At 59.8% G+C, this 25834-nt stretch carries 24 protein-coding genes; 8 read left to right on the forward strand and 16 right to left on the reverse strand.

Annotated features, from left to right (window positions below; translation table 11 throughout):
* Positions 1–69: 69 nt before the first annotated feature.
* The 4 genes from AD669_RS28305 to AD669_RS24690 all read right to left on the reverse strand — a co-directional run bounded on the left by AD669_RS28305 (position 70) and on the right by AD669_RS24690 (position 2532).
* Positions 70–228 carry a YqaE/Pmp3 family membrane protein gene (locus AD669_RS28305; RefSeq protein ID WP_003228885.1) on the reverse strand — a complete coding sequence of 53 codons (159 nt, stop codon included), beginning with the start codon at positions 226–228 and terminating at the stop codon, positions 70–72.
* Between the two features lie 96 nt (positions 229–324).
* Entirely contained in the window at positions 325–645 is a 321-nt protein-coding gene (locus AD669_RS24680) for a DNA-binding transcriptional regulator (protein WP_053124440.1), read from the reverse strand.
* Positions 638–994, reverse strand: a complete 357-nt coding sequence (locus AD669_RS24685) for a type II toxin-antitoxin system RelE/ParE family toxin (protein WP_053124441.1) — start codon at positions 992–994, stop codon at positions 638–640. Before AD669_RS24685 ends, AD669_RS24680 begins: the two co-directional genes overlap by 8 nt.
* A gap of 254 nt (positions 995–1248) precedes the next feature.
* On the reverse strand, positions 1249–2532 hold the full coding sequence (locus tag AD669_RS24690; RefSeq protein ID WP_053124443.1) for an aspartate aminotransferase family protein: 1284 nt from the start codon (positions 2530–2532) through the stop codon (positions 1249–1251).
* Positions 2533–2701: 169 nt separating this feature from the next.
* Here AD669_RS24690 and AD669_RS24695 point away from each other — a divergent pair, with 169 nt between their 5' ends.
* Entirely contained in the window at positions 2702–3616 is a 915-nt protein-coding gene (locus AD669_RS24695; protein ID WP_053124445.1) for a LysR family transcriptional regulator, read from the forward strand.
* Between the two features lie 227 nt (positions 3617–3843).
* Here the strand turns inward: AD669_RS24695 and AD669_RS24700 are convergent, their stop codons facing one another.
* The 11 genes from AD669_RS24700 to bioB form a co-directional block, all read right to left on the reverse strand.
* On the reverse strand, positions 3844–5622 hold the full coding sequence (locus tag AD669_RS24700) for an acyl-CoA dehydrogenase C-terminal domain-containing protein (protein WP_053124447.1): 1779 nt from the start codon (positions 5620–5622) through the stop codon (positions 3844–3846).
* Between the two features lie 197 nt (positions 5623–5819).
* Positions 5820–7616, reverse strand: coding sequence for an acyl-CoA dehydrogenase C-terminal domain-containing protein (locus AD669_RS24705; RefSeq protein WP_053124449.1), 1797 nt, complete (start codon positions 7614–7616; stop codon positions 5820–5822).
* A gap of 90 nt (positions 7617–7706) precedes the next feature.
* Entirely contained in the window at positions 7707–8996 is a 1290-nt protein-coding gene (locus AD669_RS24710) for a GGDEF domain-containing protein (RefSeq protein ID WP_053124452.1), read from the reverse strand.
* Between the two features lie 196 nt (positions 8997–9192).
* Positions 9193–11295, reverse strand: coding sequence for a cytochrome-c peroxidase (locus AD669_RS24715; protein ID WP_053124454.1), 2103 nt, complete (start codon positions 11293–11295; stop codon positions 9193–9195).
* Positions 11296–11568: 273 nt separating this feature from the next.
* The gene (locus AD669_RS24720; protein WP_053124457.1) at positions 11569–13374 is read right to left on the reverse strand and encodes a phenylacyl-CoA dehydrogenase; all 1806 of its coding nucleotides are present in this window, start codon (positions 13372–13374) and stop codon (positions 11569–11571) included.
* Positions 13375–13649: 275 nt separating this feature from the next.
* Entirely contained in the window at positions 13650–13946 is a 297-nt protein-coding gene (locus tag AD669_RS24725; RefSeq protein WP_053124459.1) for a hypothetical protein, read from the reverse strand.
* Positions 13947–14054: 108 nt separating this feature from the next.
* Positions 14055–14735: a dethiobiotin synthase gene (bioD, locus tag AD669_RS24730; protein WP_053124460.1), complete on the reverse strand. Its 681-nt coding sequence runs from the start codon at positions 14733–14735 to the stop codon at positions 14055–14057.
* Positions 14732–15541 (reverse strand): malonyl-ACP O-methyltransferase BioC, encoded by an 810-nt coding sequence (gene bioC, locus AD669_RS24735; protein WP_053124462.1) that lies wholly within the window; start codon positions 15539–15541, stop codon positions 14732–14734. The genes bioD and bioC overlap by 4 nt, the downstream gene beginning before the upstream one ends.
* Complete coding sequence (locus tag AD669_RS24740) at positions 15534–16265, reverse strand: alpha/beta fold hydrolase (protein WP_053124463.1); 732 nt, start codon at positions 16263–16265, stop codon at positions 15534–15536. The genes bioC and AD669_RS24740 overlap by 8 nt, the downstream gene beginning before the upstream one ends.
* A complete protein-coding gene (bioF, locus tag AD669_RS24745; RefSeq protein ID WP_053124465.1) occupies positions 16258–17436 on the reverse strand; it encodes an 8-amino-7-oxononanoate synthase in 1179 nt (392 codons plus the stop codon). The genes AD669_RS24740 and bioF overlap by 8 nt, the downstream gene beginning before the upstream one ends.
* Positions 17437–17566: 130 nt before the next feature.
* On the reverse strand, positions 17567–18622 hold the full coding sequence (bioB, locus tag AD669_RS24750) for a biotin synthase BioB (protein ID WP_008084274.1): 1056 nt from the start codon (positions 18620–18622) through the stop codon (positions 17567–17569).
* Between the two features lie 91 nt (positions 18623–18713).
* Between bioB and AD669_RS24755 the strand changes: the two genes are divergently transcribed.
* From AD669_RS24755 to AD669_RS24770, 4 genes are all read left to right on the forward strand, one after another.
* Positions 18714–19454: a ComF family protein gene (locus AD669_RS24755; protein ID WP_053124467.1), complete on the forward strand. Its 741-nt coding sequence runs from the start codon at positions 18714–18716 to the stop codon at positions 19452–19454.
* Positions 19455–19637: 183 nt separating this feature from the next.
* A complete protein-coding gene (locus tag AD669_RS24760; protein WP_053124471.1) occupies positions 19638–20402 on the forward strand; it encodes a TOBE domain-containing protein in 765 nt (254 codons plus the stop codon).
* A 69-nt stretch (positions 20403–20471) separates the two neighbouring features.
* Positions 20472–22373 (forward strand): PhoX family phosphatase, encoded by a 1902-nt coding sequence (locus AD669_RS24765; protein WP_053124473.1) that lies wholly within the window; start codon positions 20472–20474, stop codon positions 22371–22373.
* A 167-nt stretch (positions 22374–22540) separates the two neighbouring features.
* Entirely contained in the window at positions 22541–23515 is a 975-nt protein-coding gene (locus AD669_RS24770; protein WP_053124475.1) for a serine/threonine protein kinase, read from the forward strand.
* A gap of 12 nt (positions 23516–23527) precedes the next feature.
* On the opposite strand, the gene mtgA is transcribed toward AD669_RS24770, so the two are convergent.
* Entirely contained in the window at positions 23528–24250 is a 723-nt protein-coding gene (gene mtgA / locus AD669_RS24775) for a monofunctional biosynthetic peptidoglycan transglycosylase (RefSeq protein WP_008083830.1), read from the reverse strand.
* Positions 24251–24324: 74 nt separating this feature from the next.
* Here mtgA and AD669_RS24780 point away from each other — a divergent pair, with 74 nt between their 5' ends.
* The 3 genes from AD669_RS24780 to AD669_RS24790 all read left to right on the forward strand — a co-directional run bounded on the left by AD669_RS24780 (position 24325) and on the right by AD669_RS24790 (position 25832).
* Positions 24325–24705 carry a DUF423 domain-containing protein gene (locus AD669_RS24780; protein ID WP_053124477.1) on the forward strand — a complete coding sequence of 127 codons (381 nt, stop codon included), beginning with the start codon at positions 24325–24327 and terminating at the stop codon, positions 24703–24705.
* A 71-nt stretch (positions 24706–24776) separates the two neighbouring features.
* Positions 24777–24977: a sulfur carrier protein ThiS gene (thiS, locus tag AD669_RS24785; RefSeq protein ID WP_122604433.1), complete on the forward strand. Its 201-nt coding sequence runs from the start codon at positions 24777–24779 to the stop codon at positions 24975–24977.
* Positions 24978–25037: 60 nt separating this feature from the next.
* Positions 25038–25832 carry a thiazole synthase gene (locus tag AD669_RS24790; protein ID WP_007913621.1) on the forward strand — a complete coding sequence of 265 codons (795 nt, stop codon included), beginning with the start codon at positions 25038–25040 and terminating at the stop codon, positions 25830–25832.
* Positions 25833–25834 lie beyond the last annotated feature (2 nt).

Raw genomic sequence — 25834 nt, forward strand, 5'->3', positions numbered from 1 at the left:
GATCCTGATCCTCAAATCAAAATCAAAAGATCGCAGCGTGCCGCAGCTCCTACAGGGCATGCATCTGGCTCAGCGCTTGGCGATGATATACACCGCATGCACGATCCCCGGAATATACCCGCACAACGTCAGCAGAATGTTCAACCAGAACGCCCCGCCAAACCCGACCTGCAGAAACACACCCAGTGGCGGCAACAGAATAGCGATGATGATCCGAATAAAATCCATGGGGCAGCTCCTGAATGGGGGTTGGCTCACCTGAGCCATACAAGCTAATCGACCCGCGCCGTTCGTCAGGGTTCAGTGCAATAGCTGCCCACCGCCTTAAGCCAGAATTTTCAGCCCATGCTTCTGCACGATACTCAGCAGCTTGAGGGCCATCCCACTTGGGTGTTTGTCTCCCGATTCCCACTGTTTAATCGTCGATGCACTGGTATTCAAATACCGTGCGAATACCGGCTGGCTGACATTATTGCGCTCGCGTAGCGCCTTGATCTGATCGGCTGGGATCGCTTCTGGCACCGTTGCCAGGCAAGACTCATCAAACTCCCGCATGGTTGCCTTGCTGATTGCTCCGACAGCCAGAAGAGCACTGGCTGACTCGTGTATCGATTCAAAAACTTCACTTTTGAATTTCTTACTCATGAAATATCTCCACAAACTCCTTAATCGCCAACAAATCCCGAATCTGCTCATCGGTCAGTTGCGCGTACGCTTTGGCTAACGTTCGTAAATTTTTCAGTTCAGTGGAACTGATGTTGCTCTGATCCTTCTTGGCGAACAGCACTTGATAGATCCAATAGCGCCCTCCCTTCGCCAAAACAATCGAGCGATGACGATTAGCGTCCAAACGCTTCTTCCAGACGCCACCACCTAGATCATCAGCCTGACCTGCAAGCATCTGGCAAAACGCCTCCCGAAGCTCCTCGTCGCTGATCCATGCCTTGCCGGCTCGTATCGCAAAACCTTTGGTTTTGAACAGCCTGAATGACATCGGTATCCCTTCCCAAAAAACATACCACCCAGTGGTATAGATTACAAAGCCATCCGTCTCGAAAATATCGATCGGCCTTAACCCGCATTCCCTGCTGGCGCTTTCTAAAAAACCATTCGTACCACGAACACTCAAGGACTAATTGCCACCTGCAAAACCCGGCCACAAAAAAAACGCCCCACGCCAAAAGAATCAGGCGTGGGGCGTGCGTTATACCGCGAGACGGTTCTTTAAATTGGGTAGGAAACTTCAGCTCAGACGGCAATCCCTTTGCGGCATTGCAGTTGTGCGGTGCGCACACGGGCGAAGGCGCGGGTGAGGCGCAGGAGCATTTCGTCGATGTTGGTTTTGCTCACGGTGAGCGCCGGGGTGAAGCGCAGGCAGTTGGCTTGCGGGGCGTTGAGCAGCAGGCCTTCGTGCAGGGCGGCGTGGACGACGGCTTCGGCGGAATCGTCTGACAGGGTCAGTCCGTAGAACAGGCCTTGGCCACGCAGTTCGCCGTGGTCGTAGCGGTGCGCCAATCGGGCCAGGCCTTCGCGCAGATGTTGGCCGTTGTCGTTGATCTGTTCGAGAAAGCTGCGGTCTTGCACGCTGTCGAGCACCACCAGACCGGCCGCGGTCATCAGTGCGTTGCCGTGATGGGTGCCGCCGAGTTCGCCTGCTTCGAAACAGCAGGCTTTGCCCCGTGCCAGCAACGCGGCCAACGGCACACCGCCGCCAAGCCCTTTGCCGAGCACGACGATATCGGCCCGTACGCCGTAGGACTGTTCGGCGAGCAACGTGCCGCAGCGGCCGATGCCGGTTTGCACTTCGTCGAGGATCAGCAGAATGCCCAGTTCACGGCACAGACGCTCGACACCCTTGAGGTAATGCTCGGTGGCCGGGATTACACCGGCATCGCTCTGGATCGGCTCCAGCATGATCGCCACGGTCTGCGCATCGACCGCCGCATGCAGCGCCGTTAAATCGTTGAACGGCACCAGATCAAAACCCGGCAGCAGCGGCGCGAAACGGTTGTGCAGGTTGCAGCTGTCCGAGGCGGAAATCGTTGCCAGACTTCGACCATGACAACCCTGCTTCGCAACAATAATCCGCGACGCGCCGCCGCGATGCAGTTGGCCCCACTTGCGCGCCAGTTTGATCGCCGCTTCACAGGCCTCGCTACCGCTGTTGAGCAGGTAAGCCTGATCGCTGGAGGTCGCGGCGCACAGGCGTTCGGCGAGGCTGAGCATGCCGCGATTGTGCAGATTGAAACCGGGATTGATCAGCGCCTGCGCCTGACTGCTGATGGCTTTCACCAGCGCCGAAGGGCTGTGGCCGAGGCTGTTGGCGCCACCGGCTTGGGAAAAATCCAGGTAAGCGCGGTCGTTACTGTCCCATAGCCACGAACCCTGACCACGGACGAATACCTGTTGCGGCCGTTCGACGCTAGGCATCAGGCGCTCGGCGCTGAGATTTTCATTAGGGTCAGATGGATTGGCCTCGAAAGCGAGGTCATCAAGACTCGGCGTCTGGCGCCGCAAACTGAACAGATTCATTGCAAAAAACCTCGTTTGAGGTGTTTTGAACTGCCTATGTAAACACTGTCGAAGCGATCGCTATTCATCGCGCTTTCTGGCCCTGTAAGCCTTGTGAATGCGGTTAGACTAGGCTCACTGACGGCTTCGGGCCATTTCGTTTTTCCAGCATTTTCGATAAGTATTACTTATGGATTTCAAACAACTGCGTTATTTCGTCGCGGTCTACGAAGAAGGCCATGTCGGCCGGGCGGCGGAGCGCCTGTCGATCTCGCAACCGGCGCTGTCACAGCAGATCCGCCAGCTCGAACAGAACCTCGACGTCACTCTGTTCGAACGCAGCAGCAAACGCCTGCTGCCAACCCTCGCCGCGCACACTTTGTATAACCACGCGTTGCCGCTACTCGACGGTTTGCAACGGGCGCGCGAGGCGTTGGGCAACTTCAAGGGCCAGGCCTTGCGCACGCTGGCGATCGGCGTGTTGCAAACGGTTCACACCAGTCTGGTGCCGCAAATGCTTGAGCGGGTGCGTAAAGCGCAGCCGCATCTGGTGGTGCAGATTTATGAATTGACCGGACTTGAGATCGAGCGACGTTTGCTCAATGGCTCGCTGGATATTGGCATCAGTTATCTACCGCCGCGCCAACCGGGCCTGCATGGCGTGATGCTCTACGAAGATGAACTGACGCTGGTGATCCCGGCGGATCATCCGTTGCGCGAATTCAAGAAAGTCTCGATGCGCCAGGCCGCCGAGCTGCCGATGTTGCTGTTGGGTGAAGAATTCCAGATCCGCCAGATCTGGCAGGCGCAACTGACCGCCCTCGGACGTCGCCCGCAGGTGCAAGCCGAGCTGAACAATATGGTGGGGATTCTCGACAGTCTGCCGCACACCAAACTGGCGACAGTGTTGCCGGGGCGTTCGCAGAAGGAATACGACGATCAGGATCTGCTGTGGAAACCGCTGAGCGAACCACGGGTGCCACTGAAAGTTGGGCTGGTCTGTCGCGATGTGCAACGTCAGCAGGCACCGTTGGCGCTGTTGCAGACATTGCTGGAAGAAGTGATGGAGCGCGAAGTCAGGCCGCCGCTCGATCCTTTGGTCTGAGCACTTTTCTGCAGGCAAAAGAAAACCCCGCCGAAGCGGGGCTTTGCAGACTGTTTCCCTGACATCCATTTCACTCCGCCACCCTGGCAGAATCCTACGTGTCCGTGTTGTTGCTTTGCGCTTCCTGCGCGACGTCCATGAAATATAGATTAGCCGTGGATCCAATCCACGCATATGGGAGAACAGCAGCACGTCATGTAAGCAAATGCTTACATGACGTTACATCGTCAGAATTGCGCCGCATCCAAAAGGAACAACGACTCGCTACCAGCCTTCACCGACGCGCTCAACGAGTGAATACGCGGCAGCAAACGGGCGAAGTAGAAGCGTGCGGTGCCGAGCTTGCTCGCGTAGAAATCGTCCTGCGCTTCTTTGCCCAGCGAAGCCTTGGCCATCAGTGCCCACATGTACGCGTAGGAAACGTAGCCAAACGCTTGCAGATATTCGACCGAGGCCGCGCCGATTTCGTTCGGGTTGTTTTTCGCGCGATCCAGCACCCACGAGGTCAACTCGTCGAGGGTGTTGACGGCATCGTTCAGTGGCTTGGTGAATTCGCCCAGATCGGCGCTCGCGGTGGCAGTGAAGTGGCGGATTTCGTCAGCGAACAGCTTGTAGAACGCGCCGCCGCTGCCGACGATCTTGCGACCGACCAGATCCAGCGCCTGAATGCCGTTGGTGCCTTCGTAGATCTGGGTGATGCGCACGTCGCGCACCAATTGCTCTTGGCCCCATTCGCGGATATAGCCGTGGCCGCCGAAAATCTGCTGGCCGTGCACGGTGGTTTCCAGACCCAGATCGGTGAGGAACGCCTTGGCTACCGGCGTCAGCAGTGCAACCAGATCTTCCGCACGCTTGCGGGTGGTGGCGTCTTCGCTGAACTTGGCGGTGTCGAGTTGCATCGCCACGTAAGTGGAGAACGCACGGCCGCCTTCGTTCGAGGCTTTCATGGTCAGCAGCATGCGCCGCACGTCCGGGTGGACGATGATCGGGTCAGCGACTTTGTCTTTGTTCTGCGCGCCGGTTGGCGAACGGCTTTGCAGACGGTCGCGCGCATATTCAACGGCGTTCTGATACGAACGCTCGCCGGTCGCCAGGCCTTGGATGCCGACGCCCAGACGCTCGTAGTTCATCATGGTGAACATCGCGTTGAGGCCTTTGTTCGGCTCGCCGACCAGATAACCCACGGCCTCGTCGAAGTTCATCACGCAGGTCGCAGAGGCCTGGATGCCCATTTTGTGTTCGATCGAACCGCAGTTCGCCGGGTTGCGCGCGCCGAGGCTGCCGTCGGCATTGACCATGAACTTCGGCACGAGGAACAGCGAGATGCCTTTCGGGCCTGCCGGGGCGTCCGGCAGTTTCGCCAGCACCAGGTGAATGATGTTTTCGGTGAGGTCGTGTTCGCCACCGGTGATGAAGATCTTGGTACCGCTGACCTTGTAGGAACCGTCGGCCTGAGGCTCGGCTTTTGTACGAATAATCCCCAGATCGGTGCCGGCGTGCGGCTCGGTCAGACACATCGAACCGGCCCAGACGCCGGCGTACATGTTCGGCAGGTACGCGGCTTTCAGCTCTTCGCTGGCGTGGGCGTTGATCGACAGGCAGGCGCCGGCGGTCAACATCGGGTACAGACCGAAGGACAGGCTGGCGGAGTTGACCATTTCTTCGACTTGCGCCGACACGGCTTTGGGCATGCCCATGCCGCCGAACTCTGGATCACCGCCAACGCCGACCCAACCGCCTTCGGCGTAAGTCTGATAAGCCTGTGGGAAACCGGCCGGGGTGGTGACGGCGCCGTCGGCCCAGTGGCAGCCTTCTTCGTCAGCGGCACGGCTCAAAGGCGCGATGCTTTTGCTGGTGACCTTGCCGGCCTCTTCGAGAATGGCTTCAACGGTTTCAGCGTCGACGGTTTCGGCCAGGGCCGGCAGTTCGGCCCAGAGTTTGGCGACCTCGAACACTTCATTGAGGACGAAGCGCATATCGCGCAGCGGCGCTTTGTAGTCAGCCATGGCAAACCTCGCAAGATCTAAACAGGTTATTCGTGAAGGGTGTTTTCGTTGAGCCCGAGTGTACCTCAACAACTTTTGCGACACATAGGGTCAACCAGTGACTGATTTGTTATTTTTAGTCACCGAAAAAAATCGCAGCCCCGCCAACCCCAAATTCCCTGTAGGAGCTGCCGAAGGCTGCGATCTTTTGCTTTTTCCTACAGAGAAAACAATTCAGCCGGCAACTTCATCAAACAATCACTCCCCGCCTCAATCGCCGCCCGATGCGCCGCCGTACGTGGCAACAGTCGCTTGAAGTAAAACTCGCACGTCGCCAATTTCCCACGCAGATAATCCGCCTCACCCTCGCCCGCCTCCAGTTGCGCCTGCGCCACCAACGCCATGCGCAACCACAGGTACCCGAGAATGATGTAACCGCTGTACATCAAATAATCCACCGACGCCGCGCCCACTTCATCCGGGTTCTTCATCGCCGCCATGCCGACCTTCATGGTCAGATCGCCCCACTGCTGATTCAGCTCGTTGAGCTGCGCAACGAAGCTGCCCAACTGCGGATGCTCGGCGTTGGCCGCGCAGAACTTGTGGACGATCTTGGTAAACCCACGCAGCAACTTGCCCTGACTGCCGAGCACCTTGCGCCCGAGCAGATCGAGCGCCTGAATGCCGTTGGTGCCCTCGTAGATCGGCGCAATCCGGCAATCGCGCACCAATTGCTCCATGCCCCACTCGCGAATAAAACCGTGGCCGCCAAATATCTGCATGCCGAGGTTAGTCACTTCCAGCCCGCTGTCGGTCATGAATGCTTTGCAGATCGGCGTGAGGAACGCCAGCAGGTCTTCAGCCTCCTGACGCGCCTCGGCATCGCTGTTCAGGTGCGCGGTATCGAGCAGTTGCGCGGTGAAATAGGTGAGCGCGCGGTTGCCTTCGTTAAAGGCTTTCATGGTCAGCAACATGCGCCGCACGTCCGGGTGGACGATTATCGGATCGGCGGCTTTGTCCGGTGCTTTGGCGCCGGTCAACGAGCGCATCTGCAAACGGTCGTTGGCGTATTTGATCGCGCCCTGGAAACTCGCCTCGCCCAGACACAGACCCTGCATGCCGGTGCCGAGCCGTGCGTGGTTCATCATGGTGAACATGCAGTTGAGGCCCTTGTTCGGCTCGCCGATCAGGTAGCCCTTGGCGCCATCGAAGTTGAGCACGCAGGTGGCCGAAGCCTTGATGCCCATCTTGTGTTCGATCGAACCGCAGGAAACATCGTTGCGTTCGCCTGCTTCGCCCGCCGTGTCCGGCAAGAACTTCGGCACGATAAACAGCGAGATGCCCTTGGTCCCGGCTGGCGCGTCCGGCAGTTTCGCCAACACCAGATGGATGATGTTGTCGCTCATGTCGTGCTCGCCGGCGGAGATGAAAATCTTGCTGCCGGTGACCGCGTAACTGCCGTCAGCCTGAGGCACGGCGCGGGTTTTGATGATGCCCAGATCGGTGCCGCAATGCGCTTCGGTCAGGCACATGGTGCCCGTCCATTGGCCGGCGGTGAGTTTGCTCAGGTAGGTTTCTTTTTGCTCGGCGGTGCCGTGGGCATGGATGGCCGACATTGCGCCGTGGGTCAGGCCCGGGTACATGCCCCACGAGGTGTTGCTGGAGCCGACCATCTCGCTGATCACCAGCCCCAGCGAACTCGGCAGGCCTTGACCGCCATACACCGGATCCGCCGCCAGACCGTGCCAGCCGCCTTCGACGTATTGTGCGAAAGCTTCCTTGAAGCCTGTAGGCGTTGTCACCACGCCATTGTCGAAATGGCAGCCCTCTTCGTCACCGCTGCGATTGAGCGGTGCCAGAACGTTCTCACAGAACTTCGCGCCCTCTTCAAGGATCGCATTGATCATGTCCGGGCTCGCGTCATCCGCGCCGAGGGCGGCGTAGTTGGCGTGGAAGTCGAAGACGTGATCGATCAGAAAGCGCATGTCGCGCAGCGGGGCTTTGTACTCAGGCATGGTGGCTTCTCCGTCAGCAGATTGCTTCAACCTACTGCCGACCAACACGCCCCACAATCATTGTGCAGACGCTGAATGCGCCGTCATCACTCAACCTGCGGCCGTGCCCATGCGCACCGCGCCACGACGGTTCTGGCCGAATGCGACGACGCAGTTTCGCCCTGCACCTTTGGCGCTGTAGAGCGCTTCGTCGGCGGATTTCAGGACTTGCTCCGGCGTGCGTTGTTCTAGACGTTCGGCGACGCCGATGCTCACCGTCACCGACACACTCGACGCGCCGGAACCGGCACGACGCTGACGACCTTGCTGATCATCCTGCGGACGGTTTTCCTGATTGCGCAGTTGAATGTTGTAGGACGCAATCGATTCGCGGATCACTTCCAGGTGCGGCATGCACTCCTCAAGGGTTTTGCCTGCGAACACCAGGGCAAATTCCTCACCGCCATAGCGATACGCCCTACCGCCACCGCTGATTTTCGACAGCTTGCTGGCGACTAATCGCAGCACCTGATCACCAACATCGTGGCCGTGGGTGTCGTTGAATTTCTTGAAGTGGTCGACGTCGCTCATCGCCAGCACATAGTTGCGTCCGAGGCGCTGCATGCGTTCGTTGAGCGCGCGGCGTCCCGGCAAACCAGTCAACTCGTCGCGGAAGGCCATTTGATAGGCCTCGTGCGCAACGGCAGCGGCGATCATCAACATCACCTGGCTGCACATGATGTTCAGGGTGAACGGCAGGATGAAAGTTTTCGGCAGCATCCAGAACACGCCGAGTAAACCGACCAATTGCGCCGCGTGCAACGGACGCGGGTTGCGCCAGTATTGCCACGCCAGCAGCAGGAATGCCGAGATGAACACTGGATAGGAGAGCTGGATCAGGCTCATCCATGCGCCATGCAGTGCCGGCCAGCGAATCTCGGAAAGCCAGATCAGCAACGCCTGGGGATAACTTTGCTCAAGCCCCAATGCGACGCTGCCGAAGGCGAGTAAAACGGCGAAACGCGCCACCATGTCTTGAAACAGATGCGTGCGTTCCTGCCACGCCGCAAACAGGCCGAACAACAACGGCAGCAGCAGGCAAACCAGATGAAACACCACCGCAGCATCGTCGCGCACCTTGCCGTTGTCGCGGTAATAGTCGGTCTGGGTGTCGAGCAAAAAATAGGCGATGTACACCGTGAGCATCAGAAACAGTTCGCGCTGGCGGCGGTAAACCGCGCAATAAGCCCCGCCCAGCAACAGCACCAACGTCGGCAACACGTTGAACAGCGAAGTGAAGAATACGTTGAGGTCTTTGACGTACGCAGCCGCCAACCCCGCAAGTAACAACAGCAGTGAGGGTAGGAAATGACTGAAACGTACAGCGGAAGAACGCGGCAAGGGTAAAGCTCCGACCGTCTGGCAAAGTAATGGCATTGTGCCTGCAATGCATGCAGTTAAGCACACACAATGTGATCCAGATCACATGCAGTCTCTTTAACGGCAGAAGGCCCGGGATTCTGAGCGATTTGCTCAGTTTTTTACCTTGCTCGACGTGCTGGCCATCATTACTGATGGCCAGCCCGGAAAATCCCCCTCAAAGATCGTTGTAGAACGGCAGCAACGGGCCCTCCGCCGGGCTGCGACCTTCGGCACCGTAAGGCTTGAGATTGAGCGCAGCATCCGCTGCCTGGCGAGTCGTGACCTTCGGACTGGCCGGACGTTGGGTTACCGCATTTTCATCACCGATATGGCCCTGCGGAATGACCAGCGATGGATGATCGAACGGCGCCCGCTCCCAGGCCACGCGCGGATCGGTCAGGCCGACTTCCATGAATTTCACCAGTGCATCGATCTCGTCCGGGGTCAGGTTGAGGTTGGTCATGTCCGGATCGAGGTTCGAGGTGTTGTGCTGATTGGCCGACGGGTGTTCGAAACCGCTGGTGTTGTTGGCGTCCTCACCACGGCGGTCGCCACCACGGTTGTAGAACTCCATCACTTGCTTGAGCGTCGCGCGGCTGCCGTTGTGAAAGTACGGCCCGGTCAGCGCGATGTTGCGCAGGGTCGGGGTTTTGAAGGCGCCGTCGACCGAATCGCGGAAGTTGACGTTGGGTTTGAGCGTGGCGTCGCAGGGGATCGCGGCGCTGAGCGGTGCTTCGAAGGTGCAGACATCAACGTCCAGCGGATCGGCAATGCTGCCGCCCTGCAGCAACTTGTTGTACTGACGGCTGAACGACCATGGATTGCCCCACGCATCTGACCCGCCAAGCGCCAGGTCTTCGGAGGTCGGGCGCACGCCGGTGTTGTAGAAGCCGTTGTCGTAGAGCGTAGTGAGATTGTCGGCCATGACCATGCGCTCGATGCGTTCACGCGGGTGCATCAGCAAACGGCTGGCAGCGTTGGTCAGCTCCGGGCCGCCGTGGCAGTTGACGCATTTGCCCTTATTGAGGAACAGGTTCATGCCTTCGACTTGCTGCGCGTTCATTGCGGTTGAATCGCCCTGCAGGTAGGCATCGATCGGCGCTTGATCGGAGATCAGCGTGGATTCGTACAGCTGAATCGCCAGGCCGAAGAACAGCGGGAAATTAGCTTCCATCTGCGTGTACGGCGCGCCGCCCACCAACACGTTTTGCGTGGCGTTCCACAGGCGTGGCTGGAAGGCGTTCTTGATCAGTTCGCGATAGGTCGGACGCCGCGCGCCGGAAACTGAAGCGAGTACTGAATCGTTGGAGGAAATCCGTTGTTGCTTGAGCATTAACTGATCGAGCATGCGCCGCCCGATGTCGGCAAAGGTGCGGCCGCCACAGGACATTTCCACCCCGCTACCGGGCGGGCCCACCGCTTGCGATGCGGCGGAGGCGTCATTGAGCGCCAGCCGGACTTTGCTGGCCACGGTACTGCGTTCGGCGGTCACGTAAATCCCGGCATCGGGATCGCGATTGCCGAACGGTGAAAAACCGTTGAACACGTTATTCGCGCGACCGTCCCAGAAGTTGCGCACGTTGAACGCCGCGTTGATCACCGACGGCGCGTTACGTCCGGTGCTGCGGCGCACATTGATGCCGCCAACCTGAAAGATGCCATCGGGCTGCTGGGTGCATTTGTCGAAACGCGGCTGGTTGGGTTTGACGAAGTTGGCGTCGAATACACCTTGGGAGCCGACCACGTCGTCGCTTGAATAAACGATCGGCGAGTTGCGATCCAGTGGATTGCTCAGCACATGGGTCGGAAAGTCGGTTTTCTTCAGCGTGTAATTAGGCCCGCCCTTGCCACCGGACAAGGTCGCGTAGGACGCCACGTCACCGGGGATGTCGGAGGCCACAAAGGGCTTGTTGAAAATCGAGGCGACGTTGGCGTTGGTATGCGCCTGGCCGGGGTTGAGCTGGTTGGTGATGCGGTGATCGACGCCGGCGTGGTAGTGGCAGGACGCGCACGCGGTGGCGCCATCGCTGCCGACCTCCATGTCCCAGAACAGCGCTTTACCGAGCAGAATCGCGGCGGAGCGGTTGAGCACGTAGTCGGTCATCAAGTCGACCTTGCGCCCGCCTTCTGTCCCCGACGGATCGGGCGGCAGCATGCCGCGCAGCGATTGCAGGCGCGGCACTTCCGGTACCGGAGGATCCACTTCGGCGGGCGTTGCGGCCATTGCGCCGGAAGCTGCGAGTGCGAGGGGTAGCCAGACAAGTCGACTGATGTTCATGTGCTTCACCCTGACGGTTGTTGTCATGAAGTCGCCGGGCGAGAGGTGTCGTGGAACAGCAGAGGATTTCTCGTGAGCGCCGGTCAATCAGCGCAGTGCAATTAATTGGCCATCCTCCCGAGAAACATTTTGAATCAATAAACGCTGGTGCCGCGCGATTTCAGCTCACCGTTTCTGCTGGGGAAACATCCCCAGAGTTGGGGACAAATCCAGCGCAAAAAAAAACCGCTGCACCCGAAGGTACAGCGGTTTTTCAGAAGACTGCGTTAAGGCTTAGTAGCCCAGCGCGAAGTCTTCTTCTTTCATGTCCATCAGGTTGTTGGCGCCCGACAGCATGGTGGCCACGTGGGTACGGGTACGCGGCAGGATGCGCTGGAAGTAGAAGCGCGCGGTTTGCAGCTTGGCGGTGTAGAACGCTGCGTCGCCAGTGCCTTCTGCCAGCTTCGCAGCTGCCAGACGGGCCATGTCGGCCCAGAAGTAAGCCAGGCAGGCATAACCGGAGTACATCAGGTAGTCCACGGAGGCCGCGCCGACTTCTTCGCGATCTTTCATGGCAGCCATACCGACCTTCATGGTCAGCTCGCCCCATTCCTTGTTGATTGCCGCCAGCGGTGCAACGAATTCTGCAACGGCTTCGTTGCCTTCGTTGGTCTGGCAGAACTTGTGGACGATCTTGGTGAAGCCTTTCAAAGCCTCGCCTTGGGTCATCAGCACTTTACGGCCGAGCAGGTCGAGTGCCTGGATACCGGTGGTGCCTTCGTACAGCATCGAAATGCGGCTGTCGCGAACGTTCTGCTCCATGCCCCACTCGGCGATGAAGCCGTGGCCGCCGTAGATCTGAACGCCGTGGTTGGCGGATTCGAAACCGACTTCGGTCATGAACGCTTTAGCGATCGGGGTCATGAAAGCCAGCAGTGCGTCGGCTTTCTTCTTTTCTTCTTCATCGACGCCGTATTTGACGATGTCGACCTGTTTGGCGGTGAAGTACACCATCGCACGGTTGCCTTCGGCGAACGCTTTCATGGTCAACAGCATGCGGCGAACGTCAGGGTGCACGATGATAGGGTCAGCGGCTTTTTCCGGCGCTTTCGGGCCAGTCAGCGAGCGCATTTGCAGGCGATCGCGAGCGTATTTCAGGCCGCCCTGGAAACCGATTTCGGCGTGGGCCAGACCTTGCAGCGCGGTACCCAGACGTGCAGTGTTCATAAAGGTGAACATGCAGTTCAGGCCTTTGTTCGCCGGGCCGATCAGGAAACCGGTAGCGCCGTCGAAGTTCATTACGCAAGTGGCGTTGCCGTGGATGCCCATCTTGTGTTCCAGCGAACCGCAGGTCACTGCGTTGCGCTCACCGACGGTGCCATCGGCATTCGGCATGAACTTGGGAACGATGAACAGCGAGATGCCTTTGGTGCCAGCCGGTGCGTCCGGCAGACGGGCCAGCACGATGTGGACGATGTTGTCGGCCATGTCGTGTTCACCGGCCGAGATGAAGATCTTGGTGCCGGAGACTTTGTAGGAACCATCGGCCTGAGGTTCGGCCTTGGTGCGCAGCATACCCAAGTCGGTGCCGCAGTGCGGTTCGGTCAGGCACATGGTGCCGGTCCATTCGCCGGAGACCAGTTTGGTCAGATAGGCTTCTTGCTGCTCTGGTGTGCCGTGCTCGGAGATGGTGTTCATCGCGCCGTGCGACAGGCCTGGGTACATGCCCCACGACCAGTTGGCTTCGCCAACCATTTCGCTCACGGCCAGACCCAGCGACTCCGGCAGGCCTTGGCCACCGTGCTCAACGTCGTGAGCGAGGCTTGGCCAGCCGCCTTCAACGAATTGCTTGTAAGCCTCTTTGAAGCCCGTCGGGGTTTTCACGCCGGACTCGCTCCAGGTGCAACCTTCGAGGTCGCCCACGCGGTTCAGCGGTGCCAGTACCTGCTCACAAAACTTGGCGCCTTCTTCGAGAATGGCGTCAACCATGTCCGGAGTCGCGTCTGCGCAAGCCGGAAGGCTCTGATAGTGCGCTTCGTAGCCGAGCAGCTCGTCACGAACGAAGCGAATATCACGCAAGGGGGCCTTGTAGTCAGGCATAGCGATAAACCTCTGCTGATGTAACCGGGAATGAACGACCGTGTTGATTTGTTGTGACGGTCAAACAGTTGTTTGAAACATACGTTTACGCTGAAATCTTGTCAAGCGTCGATCTTTTGCCGTTCGTCATCGCAGCTTTCAAACGCCGGACACAGCAAACCGCCATGGACTCGAACGAGCCACGGGCGCTGAAAAAAGATTAGTTGAGGGAGAAGGACTTACAACGAAAAACGCCGCGACAAGGCGCGGCGTTCAGCAGACAGATGAAGAAGCAATCAGGCAAACGTATCGATGATCGTACCGAGCACTTCGTCGGATGCCTTGACGACCTTCGCGCCCAGATCCACCTGGAATTTACCCTGCGCCATCTGCACCATGTCGCTGCCCGGATCCATTTGCTGGCTGCGATCGACGCCACGCAGACGATCAACCTGAGCTTCCGAGGACTGGCTGGTGACCGAACGTTCGATGGTGGTGTTGGCGATCTGGCTGGCAGCCTGATCCACACGGTTCTGCCCGCTCTGAATCGAGCTCAGCCCCGCATAAAAAGCTGTGTTACCGGAGATTTCCATAACGGTTCTCATCCCTGGGAAGGATCAATAGCCGTCATTGAAGCAGACGCGCCAGAAAAACGCCCGTCAAAAACACTAATGGCACAGTGCCTGCTCATAGTGAAAAACTTAGTCGAGCAAATCCAGTTGCAGATGATCGGCCACCGCCTCTGCGCTCAACGCCTTGAGTTTCGGCACCCGGCCCAAACACGGCGCCGGGATCCGCTCGGCCAATGTCGCCAGATTCTCCTCCAGCCGCGACGTCTTCGGATCGATGATATTCGCCACCCACCCCGCCAGTTGCAGACCATCCCGGGCAATCGCCTCAGCTGTCAGCAGCGCATGACTGATGCAGCCCAAGCGCACGCCGACCACCAGAATCACCGGCAGCTTCAGCGCAATCGCCAGATCCGACAAATTATCCTGATCGGCCAACGGCACGCGCCAGCCACCTGCACCTTCGATCAGAGTGAAATCGGCATTCATCGCCAGAATCTCGCGCATCGGCGCCAGCAGCGATTGCACGGTCAACGCCACACCCGCTTCACGCGCCGCCAGATGCGGCGCGATCGCCGGTTCGAACGCCACCGGATTGACCTGTTGATAAGTCAGCGGCACGGAACACTCGGCCAACAGCGCCAACGCATCCGAGTTGCGCAAACCCCTGGGCGTCACTTCGCAGCCAGAAGCCACTGGTTTGCCCGCCGCCGTGCTCAGCCCGGCCGAGCGCGCCGCGTGCAGCAACCCGGCGGCCACCGTGGTCTTGCCGACATCGGTATCGGTTCCGGTGATGAAATAGGCTGCGCTCATACGGGTTTCTCCAACACGGCGTAGACCACCTGATAAGTCGCCGGCAATCCCGACGCCTCACGGAACTGCTCGTAAGCTTCGACCAACCCAAGAATCCGCGCGCGCCCGGTCAAACCGCCCGGTCGCCCCGGATTCAGATTGTGCGCACCCAACGCTTTCAATTCATGGGTCAGGCTGCGCACATCCGGGTAATGCAGCACATGCGCCTGATTCTGCAGACTCAGCGTGCGCAAGCCACTCGCTGCACACAATTGCTCATAACGGGCGAACTCGCGGAAGCGGTTGACGTGCACCAGCCCGTCGACCTGCCGCCAACTGTCGCGCAACTCAAACAACGTTCCTACACAAAGACTAGCAAACGCAAAAATTCCGCCCGGTTTCAGCACGCGAAAGGCTTCGCTGAGCACCGCCTCGAAATCCGCACACCACTGCACCGCGAGGCTGGAGAAGATCAGATCACAGGTCGAATCCTGCAACGGCAACCGCTCCGCATCACCGGCGATGAAATGCTCGGCACCGCCCAATGGCCGCGCGTGATCGAGCATGCCCTCGGCAATGTCCAGCGCTAGCCCGTGGCCCTCGGCAAACCGCGAAGCCAGCGCGCGGGTGAAATAACCGGTGCCACAACCGAGATCCAGCCAGCGCGCCGGGACAAAATCCGTTGGCAAACGCTGAATCAACTGTGTACCGACATCACGTTGCAACTCGGCGACACTGTCGTAACTGGCCGCTGCACGAGAAAAAGAGGCTGCGACCTGACGCTTGTCAGGCAAGCCGCCAGGCAGCACAAGAGACAAATCAGTCATCACCGCACTCATGTAAAAAAGCCTGGATCGCGCCCGCCAGTCCGTGGGGGTCTTCCAGAAGAAACGCATGACTGGCCTGTTCGATCAGACCAATTTCAATATCCGGCAACAAAGTGAACAATTCTCCCGCTGCTTCCGCCGGCACCAGCGCGTCCTGCCCGCCAAACAGATGCAACTGCGGGCCGCGAAACGCCTGCAGCGCATCGCGGGTGTCGATCTGTGCGAGCAATTCCAGCCCGGCCATCAATGCTGACGGCGCGGTATTCGGCGCGCCGCCGAGCAACAATCGCGACAAGCCGCGCGGGTCTTGCGCGCCCTGAGCACACAGCAGCGAAAACCGTTTAAGAGTGGTGCGCGAGTCGGCCTGGCAACCGGCGAGAAACGCGTCGAAGGTCTCGCCCGCCATCGCACTCGGCCACTGCACATGGGCTACGAAAGAAGGATTGCTCGCTAATGTCAGTAACCCGCAGCAATGCTCACCACGCCGCGCCGCCAACTCGGACGCGAGCATGCCGCCCAGCGACCAGCCGCCGAGCCACACATCCTGAGGAATGCTTTCATCGAGTTCGTCGAGCCAGTCTTGCAGGTCACTGGAATCCAGTTCCGGCAGCGGCTCGATGTCGACTTTCAGATGTTGATCGAGGCCTTGCAACGCCGCGGCCAGAGGCTCCATCGGCGACACGCCGAGGCCCCAGCCGGGCAACAGAATCAGGCGATCACGCATGGCTTGGCTCCAGCGAGAGTTGGGCAAAGCAATCGGCCAGTCCTTCTAACAATAGCTGCACCTGCGCCTCGCTGTGCGCAGCGGTCAGGGTCACGCGCAAACGCGCACTGCCGGCAGGCACGGTGGGCTGACGAATCGCAGTAACCATCAGCCCGCGCTCGCGCAACATCTGCGACAACCGCACCGCACGGCCGGCGTCGCCAATCATGATCGGCTGAATCGGCGTGAAGCTGTCCATCAGCTCCAGACCGATCTGCTCGGCGCCATGGCGGAACTGGCGGATCAACGTCTGCAGATGCTCGCGGCGCCAGTGTTCAGTGCGCAGCAGTTCCAGACTTTTCAGCGTTGCACACGCCAGCGCCGGTGGCTGGCTGGTGGTGTAGATATATGGGCGGGCGAACTGGATCAGGCTTTCGATCAGTTCTTCACTGCCGGCGACGAAAGCGCCAGCCGTGCCAAAGGCTTTGCCGAGGGTGCCGACCAACACCGGCACATCCTCCTGGCTCAAACCGAAATGTTCGACGATGCCGCCGCCATTCGCGCCGAGCGGGCCGAAACCGTGCGCGTCATCGACCATCAGCCACGCGCCTTTGGCCTTGGCTGCGCGGGCGAGAGCCGGCAAATCGGCCAGATCGCCGTCCATGCTGAACACACCGTCGGTGACCACCAGCGTATTGCCGGTGGCTTTCTCCAGGCGCTTGGCCAGACTCTCGGCGTCATTGTGCAGATAGCGATTGAAACGCGCGCCGGACAACAACCCGGCATCCAGCAACGAGGCGTGATTGAGGCGGTCTTCCAGCACCGTATCGCCCTGCCCGACCAGCGCCGTGACCGCGCCGAGATTGGCCATGTAACCGGTGGTGAACAGCAGCGCACGCGGGCGACCGGTGAGGTCGGCCAAGGCTTCTTCGAGGGCGTGGTGCGGGCCGCTGTGGCCGATCACCAAATGCGAGGCACCGCCACCGACGCCCCAGCGTTCAGCGCCAGCGCGCCAGGCTTCGATGACTTGCGGGTGGTTGGCCAAGCCAAGGTAATCGTTGTTGCAGAAGGCCAGCAACGGTTGGCCATCGACCACCACTTCCGGCCCCTGCGGGGATTCAAGCAGCGGGCGCTGGCGATAGAGATTTTCGGCACGACGGGCAGCAAGGCGTGCGGCGAGATCGAAAGACATGCAGGCCTCACATCTGAAAAATGACTGTGTAGGAGCTGCCGAATGCTGCGATCTTTTGATGTTGTTTTTTAAAAGACAAGATCAAAAGATCGCAGCCTTCGGCAGCTCCTACATGGAATCCGTGGGGCGATCAGACGGCAGCGTTGTAGAACTGCTCGCTGCTCTTCTGCTCCACCAGCGCCTGCTCGATCGCCGCCTGGTGAACCTCGTCCGCATGCTCTTCACGCGCTTCCGGCTGGATGCCCAGACGCGCAAACAGTTGCATGTCCTTGTCCGCCTGCGGGTTGGCAGTGGTCAGCAACTTGTCGCCGTAGAAAATCGAGTTGGCACCGGCAAAGAACGCGAGGGCCTGCATCTGCTCATTCATCGCTTCGCGGCCAGCGGACAGGCGCACGTGGGATTGCGGCATGAGGATGCGCGCCACCGCGAGCATGCGGATGAAGTCGAACGGGTCGATGTCTTCGGCGTTTTCCAGCGGCGTGCCGGCGACTTTCACCAGCATGTTGATCGGCACCGATTCCGGGTGTTCCGGCAGGTTGGCCAACTGGATCAGCAGATTGGCGCGATCGTCCAGCGACTCGCCCATGCCGAGAATGCCGCCCGAGCAGATCTTCATCCCCGACTCACGCACGTAGGCCAGCGTTTGCAGGCGCTCGCTGTAAGTGCGGGTGGTGATGATGCTGCCGTAGAACTCAGGCGACGTGTCGAGGTTGTGGTTGTAGTAATCGAGGCCGGCCTTGGCCAGTGCTTCGGTCTGATCCTGATCGAGACGGCCCAAAGTCATGCAGGTTTCCAGGCCCATGGCTTTCACGCCTTCAACCATTTTCAGCACGTACGGCATGTCTTTCGCCGATGGATGCTTCCACGCCGCGCCCATGCAGAACCGCGTCGAGCCGATAGCCTTGGCACGTGCCGCCTCTTCGAGGACTTTCTGCACTTCCATCAGCTTTTCTTTTTCAAGACCGGTGTTGTAGTGCCCGGACTGCGGGCAGTACTTGCAGTCTTCAGGGCAAGCGCCGGTCTTGATCGACAACAGGGTCGAGACCTGCACGCGGTTGGCGTTGAAATGCGCGCGGTGCACCGTTTGCGCCTGGAACAGCAAGTCGTTGAAGGGCTGTACGAAGAGTGCTCTGACTTCGGCCAAAGACCAGTCGTGACGCAGGGTGGCGGTGGTGCTCGCGCTCATGGGTAATTCCTTGGTTATGCTTGGTTCGCGACTGGGGAAACGGAATACCCACAGGCGCTACACGGATGTTCGGCATATTTAAGGAAGAGTCATGCGCTGTCAACCACGATACAAAGGGTCGGTTTACATCTGTTTAAAAAACGTACAGACATGTTTGTTGTGCGATGAGGCCGCAGAAGCAGAAATGCCAATTTGCGTCGCTTGCGAAACTGAACTGCCGTGGCTCGGAGATCATTGTGTGACCTGCGCAGTGCCGCTGGCCGCCGCGGGCCTTACCTGCGGCGAGTGCCTGCTAGAGCCGCCGGCGTTCGAACAGGTGGTTGTGCCGTGGCTGTATGGTTTCCCGGTCGACAGTTTGATTACGCGGTTTAAACACAACGCGAAATGGCCGTTTGGCCACCTACTCGCCGACGTTCTCGGGCAATACCTGCAACATCGCTTCGAAGAAGACCTGCCGAGGCCGGATGTGTTGTTGCCGGTGCCACTGGCGAAACAGCGCTTGCGGCAACGGGGCTTCAATCAGGCGGCGATGCTGGCGCGATGGTTGAGCGCGTCGCTGGATTTGCCCTGTGAGGAACGGATGCTGCACAGGGTGCAAAACACCAGCGCCCAGCAGGATCTCGACGCCAAAGCGCGCAAACGTAACTTGCGTGAAGCGTTCAGTCTGGATCCTGACGCCAATGTCCAAGGCCGGCATCTGGCGTTGGTCGATGATGTGCTGACCACCGGCGCCACGGCCCAAGCGTTAGCCCGATTGCTAATGAATGCCGGTGCAGCAAGAGTTGACGTCTACTGCCTCGCGCGCACGCCAAAACCCGGTCACCAAACCTGACCCACCCCCCGTAGGAGCAAGGCTTGCCCGCGAAGGCGTCAGCACAGGCGACACATTTATTGCATCTGACAGACCGCCTTCGCGAGCAAGCTCTGCTCCTACAAGAGCGGTGTTGGGCTTGACTCTCGCGTGGCAAGCAGCCAACTTCACTCCCCACCGCCACGGCTAAAGAAGCACCCCTTCATGTCCATGCCTTCCCTGCTCTCCCAGCACATCGTCCGTCGTCCGCAGCGTATCGCCCTGCTGCAACACATCGCCGAACAAGGCTCGATCACCCGCGCCGCAAAAAGCGCCGGCCTGAGCTACAAAGCCGCGTGGGACGCCATCGATGAGCTGAACAATCTGGCGCAGAAACCGTTGGTCGAACGTGCCGTTGGTGGCAAGGGCGGCGGTGGCGCCAAGCTGTCCAGCGAAGGCGAACGCGTGCTGCGTCTGTATCAAAAGCTGCAAGCCTTGCAGGCGCAGGTGCTGGAAGCGGCGGAAGACGCCAGCGATCTCGATCTGCTCGGCCGATTGATGCTGCGAACCAGCGCGCGCAATCAGTTGCACGGCAAAGTCATCGCCATCGAAGCGCAGGGCCGCAATGACTTGATCCGTCTCGAACTGGCCGAAGGCCTGTGCCTCGACGCACAGATCACCCACGACAGCACCGTGCACCTTGAACTGCAAAACGGTACCGAAGTGGTCGCGCTGATCAAGGCTGGCTGGCTGGAATTGCTCACCGCTGAACAATCTGCAACGCCGGGACACAATCTCCTCACCGGCACCATCGAAGCGATTCTCGACGCCGAAGACGGCCCGAGTGAAGTGCGAATCTCCCTGCCCAACGGCCACACACTCTGCGCGCTGGCTGAGCCGCTGGATTTGCGCACCCGTGGGCTGACCGTCGAACAACCGGTGCAGGTGCAGTTCTCGCCGTCGAATGTGTTGATCGGTACGCCGCTCTAAATCGCGCCTGCAACAAAAACGTCATAGACCCTGATTAAGGTGGCTGCCAAACCAAGCAGGGAGCCTGACGTGAGCCTATTAGAAGAAAATCAATCCACTGACCTGGAAAAAATGGTCGGCCTCAGCCGTCGCGGCTTCATCAGCGCCGGCGCGTTGTGCGGCGCGGCGATGTTCCTTGGCGGTAACCTGCTGAGCCGCAGCGTGCTGGCCGCCAGCGTCAGCGCCGGCAATAGCAGCCTGCTCGGTTTCGACAGCATTCCCGCCGCGACCAGCGACGTCATCAGCCTGCCCAAAGGCTACAAGTCTTCGGTGCTGATCAGTTGGGGCCAGCCGCTGAGCAAGAACGGCCCGGCCTTTGACCCGAGTGGCAACGGCAGCGCCGCCGCACAGGAAGTGCAGTTCGGCGACAACAACGACGGCATGAGCCTGTTCGCCTTCCCCGATGACAAAAACCGCGCTCTGATGGCGATCAACAACGAATACACCAACTATCGCTACCTCTACCCGCACGGCGGCATGCCGCAGTCGGCCGAAGAAGTGCGCAAGGCGCTGGCCTGTGAAGGCGTGTCGGTGATTGAAGTGCAGCGCAAGAGTGGTCAGTGGCAGTTCGTTCAGGGCTCGCGCTACAACCGCCGCATTCACGGCAACTCGCCGTTGCGCATTGGCGGCCCGGCGGCTGGTCACGCGTTGCTGAAAACCAGCGCCGACCCGAGCGGCAAAAAAGTCCTCGGCACCTTTCAGAATTGCGCCAACGGCAAAACGCCGTGGGGCACTTACCTGACCTGCGAAGAAAACTTCACCGACTGTTTCGGCAGCAGCAACGCCGAGCTGAAATTCGACGCCGCGCAAAAACGCTACGGCGTGGTCGCCACCAGCAAAGAGATCAACTGGCACCCGCACGATCCGCGCTTCGACATGGCGAAGAATCCCAACGAGCTCAACCGTCACGGCTGGGTGGTCGAGATCGATCCGTTCGATCCGCAATCGACACCGGTCAAACGCACCGCGCTGGGCCGCTTCAAACATGAAAACGCCGCACTGGCGGAAACCGCTGACGGCCACGCCGTGGTGTACATGGGCGACGACGAGCGCGGCGAGTTCATCTACAAATTCGTCAGCCGCGACAAGATCAACCACCGCAACGCCAAGGCCAATCGCGACATTCTCGATCACGGCACTTTGTACGTAGCCAAGTTCGACGCCGGCGACAGTAACCCCGACCACCCGAAAGGCCAGGGCCAGTGGATCGAACTGAGCCACGGCAAAAACGGCATCGACGCCAGCAGCGGTTTTGCCGATCAGGCCGAAGTGCTGATTCACGCGCGCCTCGCCGCCAGTGTCGTCGGTGCCACGCGCATGGATCGCCCGGAGTGGATCGTCGTCAGCCCCAAGGACGGCCAGGTTTATTGCACCCTGACCAACAACGCCAAACGTGGCGAAGACGGGCAACCGGTGGGCGGGCCGAACCCGCGTGAGAAGAATGTCTACGGGCAGATTCTGCGCTGGCGCACCGACCGTGATGATCACGGCTCGAACACCTTCGCCTGGGATCTGTTTGTGGTCGCCGGCAATCCGGGTGTGCACGCCGGGACGCCGAAGGGCGGTTCGTCGAACATCACCCCACAGAACATGTTCAACAGCCCCGATGGTTTGGGTTTTGACGATGCCGGGCGCTTGTGGATTCTGACTGACGGCGATTCGAGCAACGCCGGGGATTTTGCTGGAATGGGCAATAACCAGATGTTGTGCGCCGACCCTGTGACCGGTGAGATTCGCCGGTTTATGGTCGGGCCGATTGGTTGCGAGGTGACGGGGATCAGCTTCTCGCCGGATCAGAAGACGCTATTTGTCGGGATTCAGCATCCGGGGGAGAACGGTGGGTCGACGTTCCCTGAGCATTTGCCGAATGGCAAACCGCGGTCGTCGGTGATGGCGATTACCCGTGAGGACGGCGGGATCGTCGGCGCCTGAGCCAATGCCTTCGCGGGCAAGCCTTGCTCCTACGGGTCTTGCGCCTGATCTGTAGGAGCAAGGCTTGCCCGCGATTGCGTCAGCCCAGACACCAACCCCCTAAGGGCCTGCCATCTGCGCTACCATGCTGGGCCGGACGCGGCAGCCTGCTGCGCGCAGGAGTCAGCATGGCCCACCCGTTTGAAACCCTCACACCCGATCTCGTGCTCGATGCCGTTGAAAGCATCGGCTTCCTCAGTGATGCGCGCATTCTGGCGCTCAACAGCTACGAGAACCGCGTCTATCAGGTCGGCATCGAAGACTCCGAACCGCTGATCGCCAAGTTCTACCGCCCGCAACGCTGGACCAACGAAGCCATCCTCGAAGAACACAAATTCACCTTCGAGCTGGCCGACGTCGACATCCCGGTGGTTGCACCCATGATCCACAACGGCGAAACCCTGCACGAACACGCCGGTTTCCGCTTCACCCTGTTTCCGCGTCGTGGCGGCCGGGCGCCGGAGCCGGGCAATCTTGATCAGCTGTATCGCCTCGGCCAGTTGCTCGGGCGGATTCACGCGGTCGGCGCGACCAAGCCGTTCGAACACCGTGAAGCGCTGGGCGTACAGAACTTCGGCCACGCCTCGCTGAACACTTTGCTCGAAGGCAATTTCATTCCGAAAAGTTTGCTGCCGGCTTATGAGTCGGTGGCCCGCGATCTGCTCAAGCGTGTCGAGGATGTCTACGCCGCGACGCCGCACCAGAACATCCGCATGCACGGCGATTGCCACCCCGGCAACATGATGTGCCGCGACGAGATGTTCCACATCGTCGACCTCGACGACTGCCGCATGGGCCCGGCGGTGCAGGACATCTGGATGATGCTCGCCGGCGACCGTCAGGAATGCCTCGGGCAGTTATCGGAATTGATGGATGGCTACAACGAGTTTCACGATTTCGACCCGCGCGAACTGGCGCTGATCGAACCGCTGCGCGCCTTGCGTCTGATGCACTACAGCGCGTGGCTGGCACGACGCTGGGATGACCCGGCGTTCCCGCACAGTTTCCCGTGGTTCGGCACCGAGCGTTATTGGGGCGATCAGGTGTTGGCGTTACGCGAACAACTGTCGGCCCTTAATGAAGAGCCGCTGAAGTTGTTCTGATTTAGGAAAGGATCAGCGCGCCCACGGTGCCCGGCGCGAATCGTTGAGACCCAGCAGATAGCTGTCGCCACCCAACTGGCTCATCTGCTGGCGAATCCAGCCGGCGCGGCGCGACACGTAAGCGGTCGGATGGCTGGCGCTCCACACGCGTGGATTCGGCAACACCGCCGCCAGATAACTCGCCTGCTGGCGCGACAAGGACTTGGCACTGACACCGAAATGATGACGGGCGGCAGCTTCGGCGCCGAACACACCGTCATCCCACTCGACGCTGTTCAGGTACACCTCAAGAATCCGCTGCTTGGGCCAGAACACCTCGATCAACGCGGTGAACCAGGCTTCGAGGCCTTTGCGCAGATAACTGCGCCCTGCCCACAGAAACAGGTTTTTCGACACTTGCTGGCTCAAGGTGCTGGCGCCACGAATCGAGCCGCCGAGTTCGTTGTGCGCGAGTGCGGCCTGAATTGCGCTGAAATCAAAACCCCAGTGCTCTGGGAATTTCTGATCTTCGCCGGCCATGACCGCGACTTTGAGGTCGTCGGAGATCTCGTCCCACGGCTTCCACGTGCGTTGCAGATCAATCGGCTCGCCGTCGACCCACGACTCGACCTTGCGCTCGACCATCAGCGCCGTGCCCGGCGGCGGTACGAAACGAAAGATCAGCACCAGCACAATGCTACCGCCCGCGAACCAGAGCAGGGCCTTCGTAAGACGACGGAAAATTGTACGCAGCATAGAGATGGCTTGGCCGAACCCGTGGAGCGGGCCATTATACAGACCCTGCCGATCGAGTCTGACTGGAGTTCTTCATGTTGCGTGGCTTTCTGCTGCTGGCCGCTTTCTTTGGTTTCACCGGTGTCGCGCTGGGCGCATTCGCCGCCCACGGCCTGAAAAACCGCCTGACGCCGGAATATCTGGCGATTTTCCACACCGGCGTCACCTATCAATTGGTGCACACCCTGGCGTTGTTCGGCGTTGCGCTACTGGCCACGCAGATTCAGGGCCGACTGGTCGCCTGGGCCGGCGTGTCCTTCACTGTCGGCATTCTGCTGTTCTCCGGCAGCCTGTACGTGCTGACCACCACCGGCATCAGCAAACTCGGCATCATCACCCCGTTCGGCGGCCTGGCCTTCCTTATTGGCTGGCTGTGCCTGGGCCTCGCCGCGTGGCGCTTGCAACTGACCGCTTGACGCTTGGTGCTGACCTTTAGGTCATGATCGGGCTAGAATGCCAGCCCCTAAAAATGATGGCGGCATTGCGCATGCGCATTCAGTTGAACGGCGAATCCCTTGAACTGCCCGACGGTGAAACCGTTGCGGCCCTGATCACCCGTCTGGAACTGACCGGACGCCGGGTGGCAGTTGAACTCAATCTGGATATCGTCCCGCGCAGCCAGCATGCCGACACCACGCTCAACGACGGTGACAACGTCGAAGTCGTGCACGCCATCGGCGGCGGCTAAGCGGGCGGCCCGCAAGGGCACAGAATTCTGCAAGACCCTCACTCCTAAAGAGGATTCCCCATGAGCATCGTTCGTAGCGACAAGCCTTTTGTGCTGGCCGGTCGTACTTACCAGTCGCGTTTGCTGGTTGGTACCGGCAAGTACCGTGACATGGAAGAAACCCGTCAGGCCATCGAAGCCTCGGGTGCCGAGATCGTCACCTTCGCCGTGCGCCGCACCAACCTCGGTCAGATCGAAGGCGAGCCGAACCTGCTCGACGTGTTGTCGCCGGAGCGCTACACCTTCCTGCCGAACACCGCCGGTTGCTACGACGCCATCGAAGCCGTGCGCACCTGCCGCCTGGCCCGTGAGTTGCTCGACGGCCACAACCTGGTGAAGCTGGAAGTCCTGGCTGACCAGAAGACTCTGTTCCCTAACGTCATCGAAACCCTCAAGGCCGCCGAAACGCTGGTCAAGGAAGGTTTCGACGTGATGGTTTACACCAGCGATGACCCGATCATCGCCCGGCAACTGGCAGAAATCGGCTGCATCGCGGTGATGCCGCTGGCCGGTCTGATCGGTTCCGGTCTGGGGATCTGCAACCCGTACAACCTGCAGATCATCCTCGAAGAAGCCAAGATCCCTGTGTTGGTCGATGCCGGTGTCGGCACTGCGTCCGACGCAACCATCGCCATGGAACTGGGTTGCGATGCGGTGCTGATGAACTCGGCCATCGCCCATGCCCAGCAACCGGTGATGATGGCTGAAGCCATGAAACACGCCATCGTTGCAGGCCGTCTGGCCTATCTCGCTGGCCGTATGCCGAAAAAACTCTATGCCAGCGCCTCTTCGCCGCTGGATGGTCTGATCAAGTAAGA

Origin of the sequence: Pseudomonas sp. P1.31, assembly GCF_001269815.1 — a bacterium.
Classification (GTDB): domain Bacteria; phylum Pseudomonadota; class Gammaproteobacteria; order Pseudomonadales; family Pseudomonadaceae; genus Aquipseudomonas; species Aquipseudomonas rustica.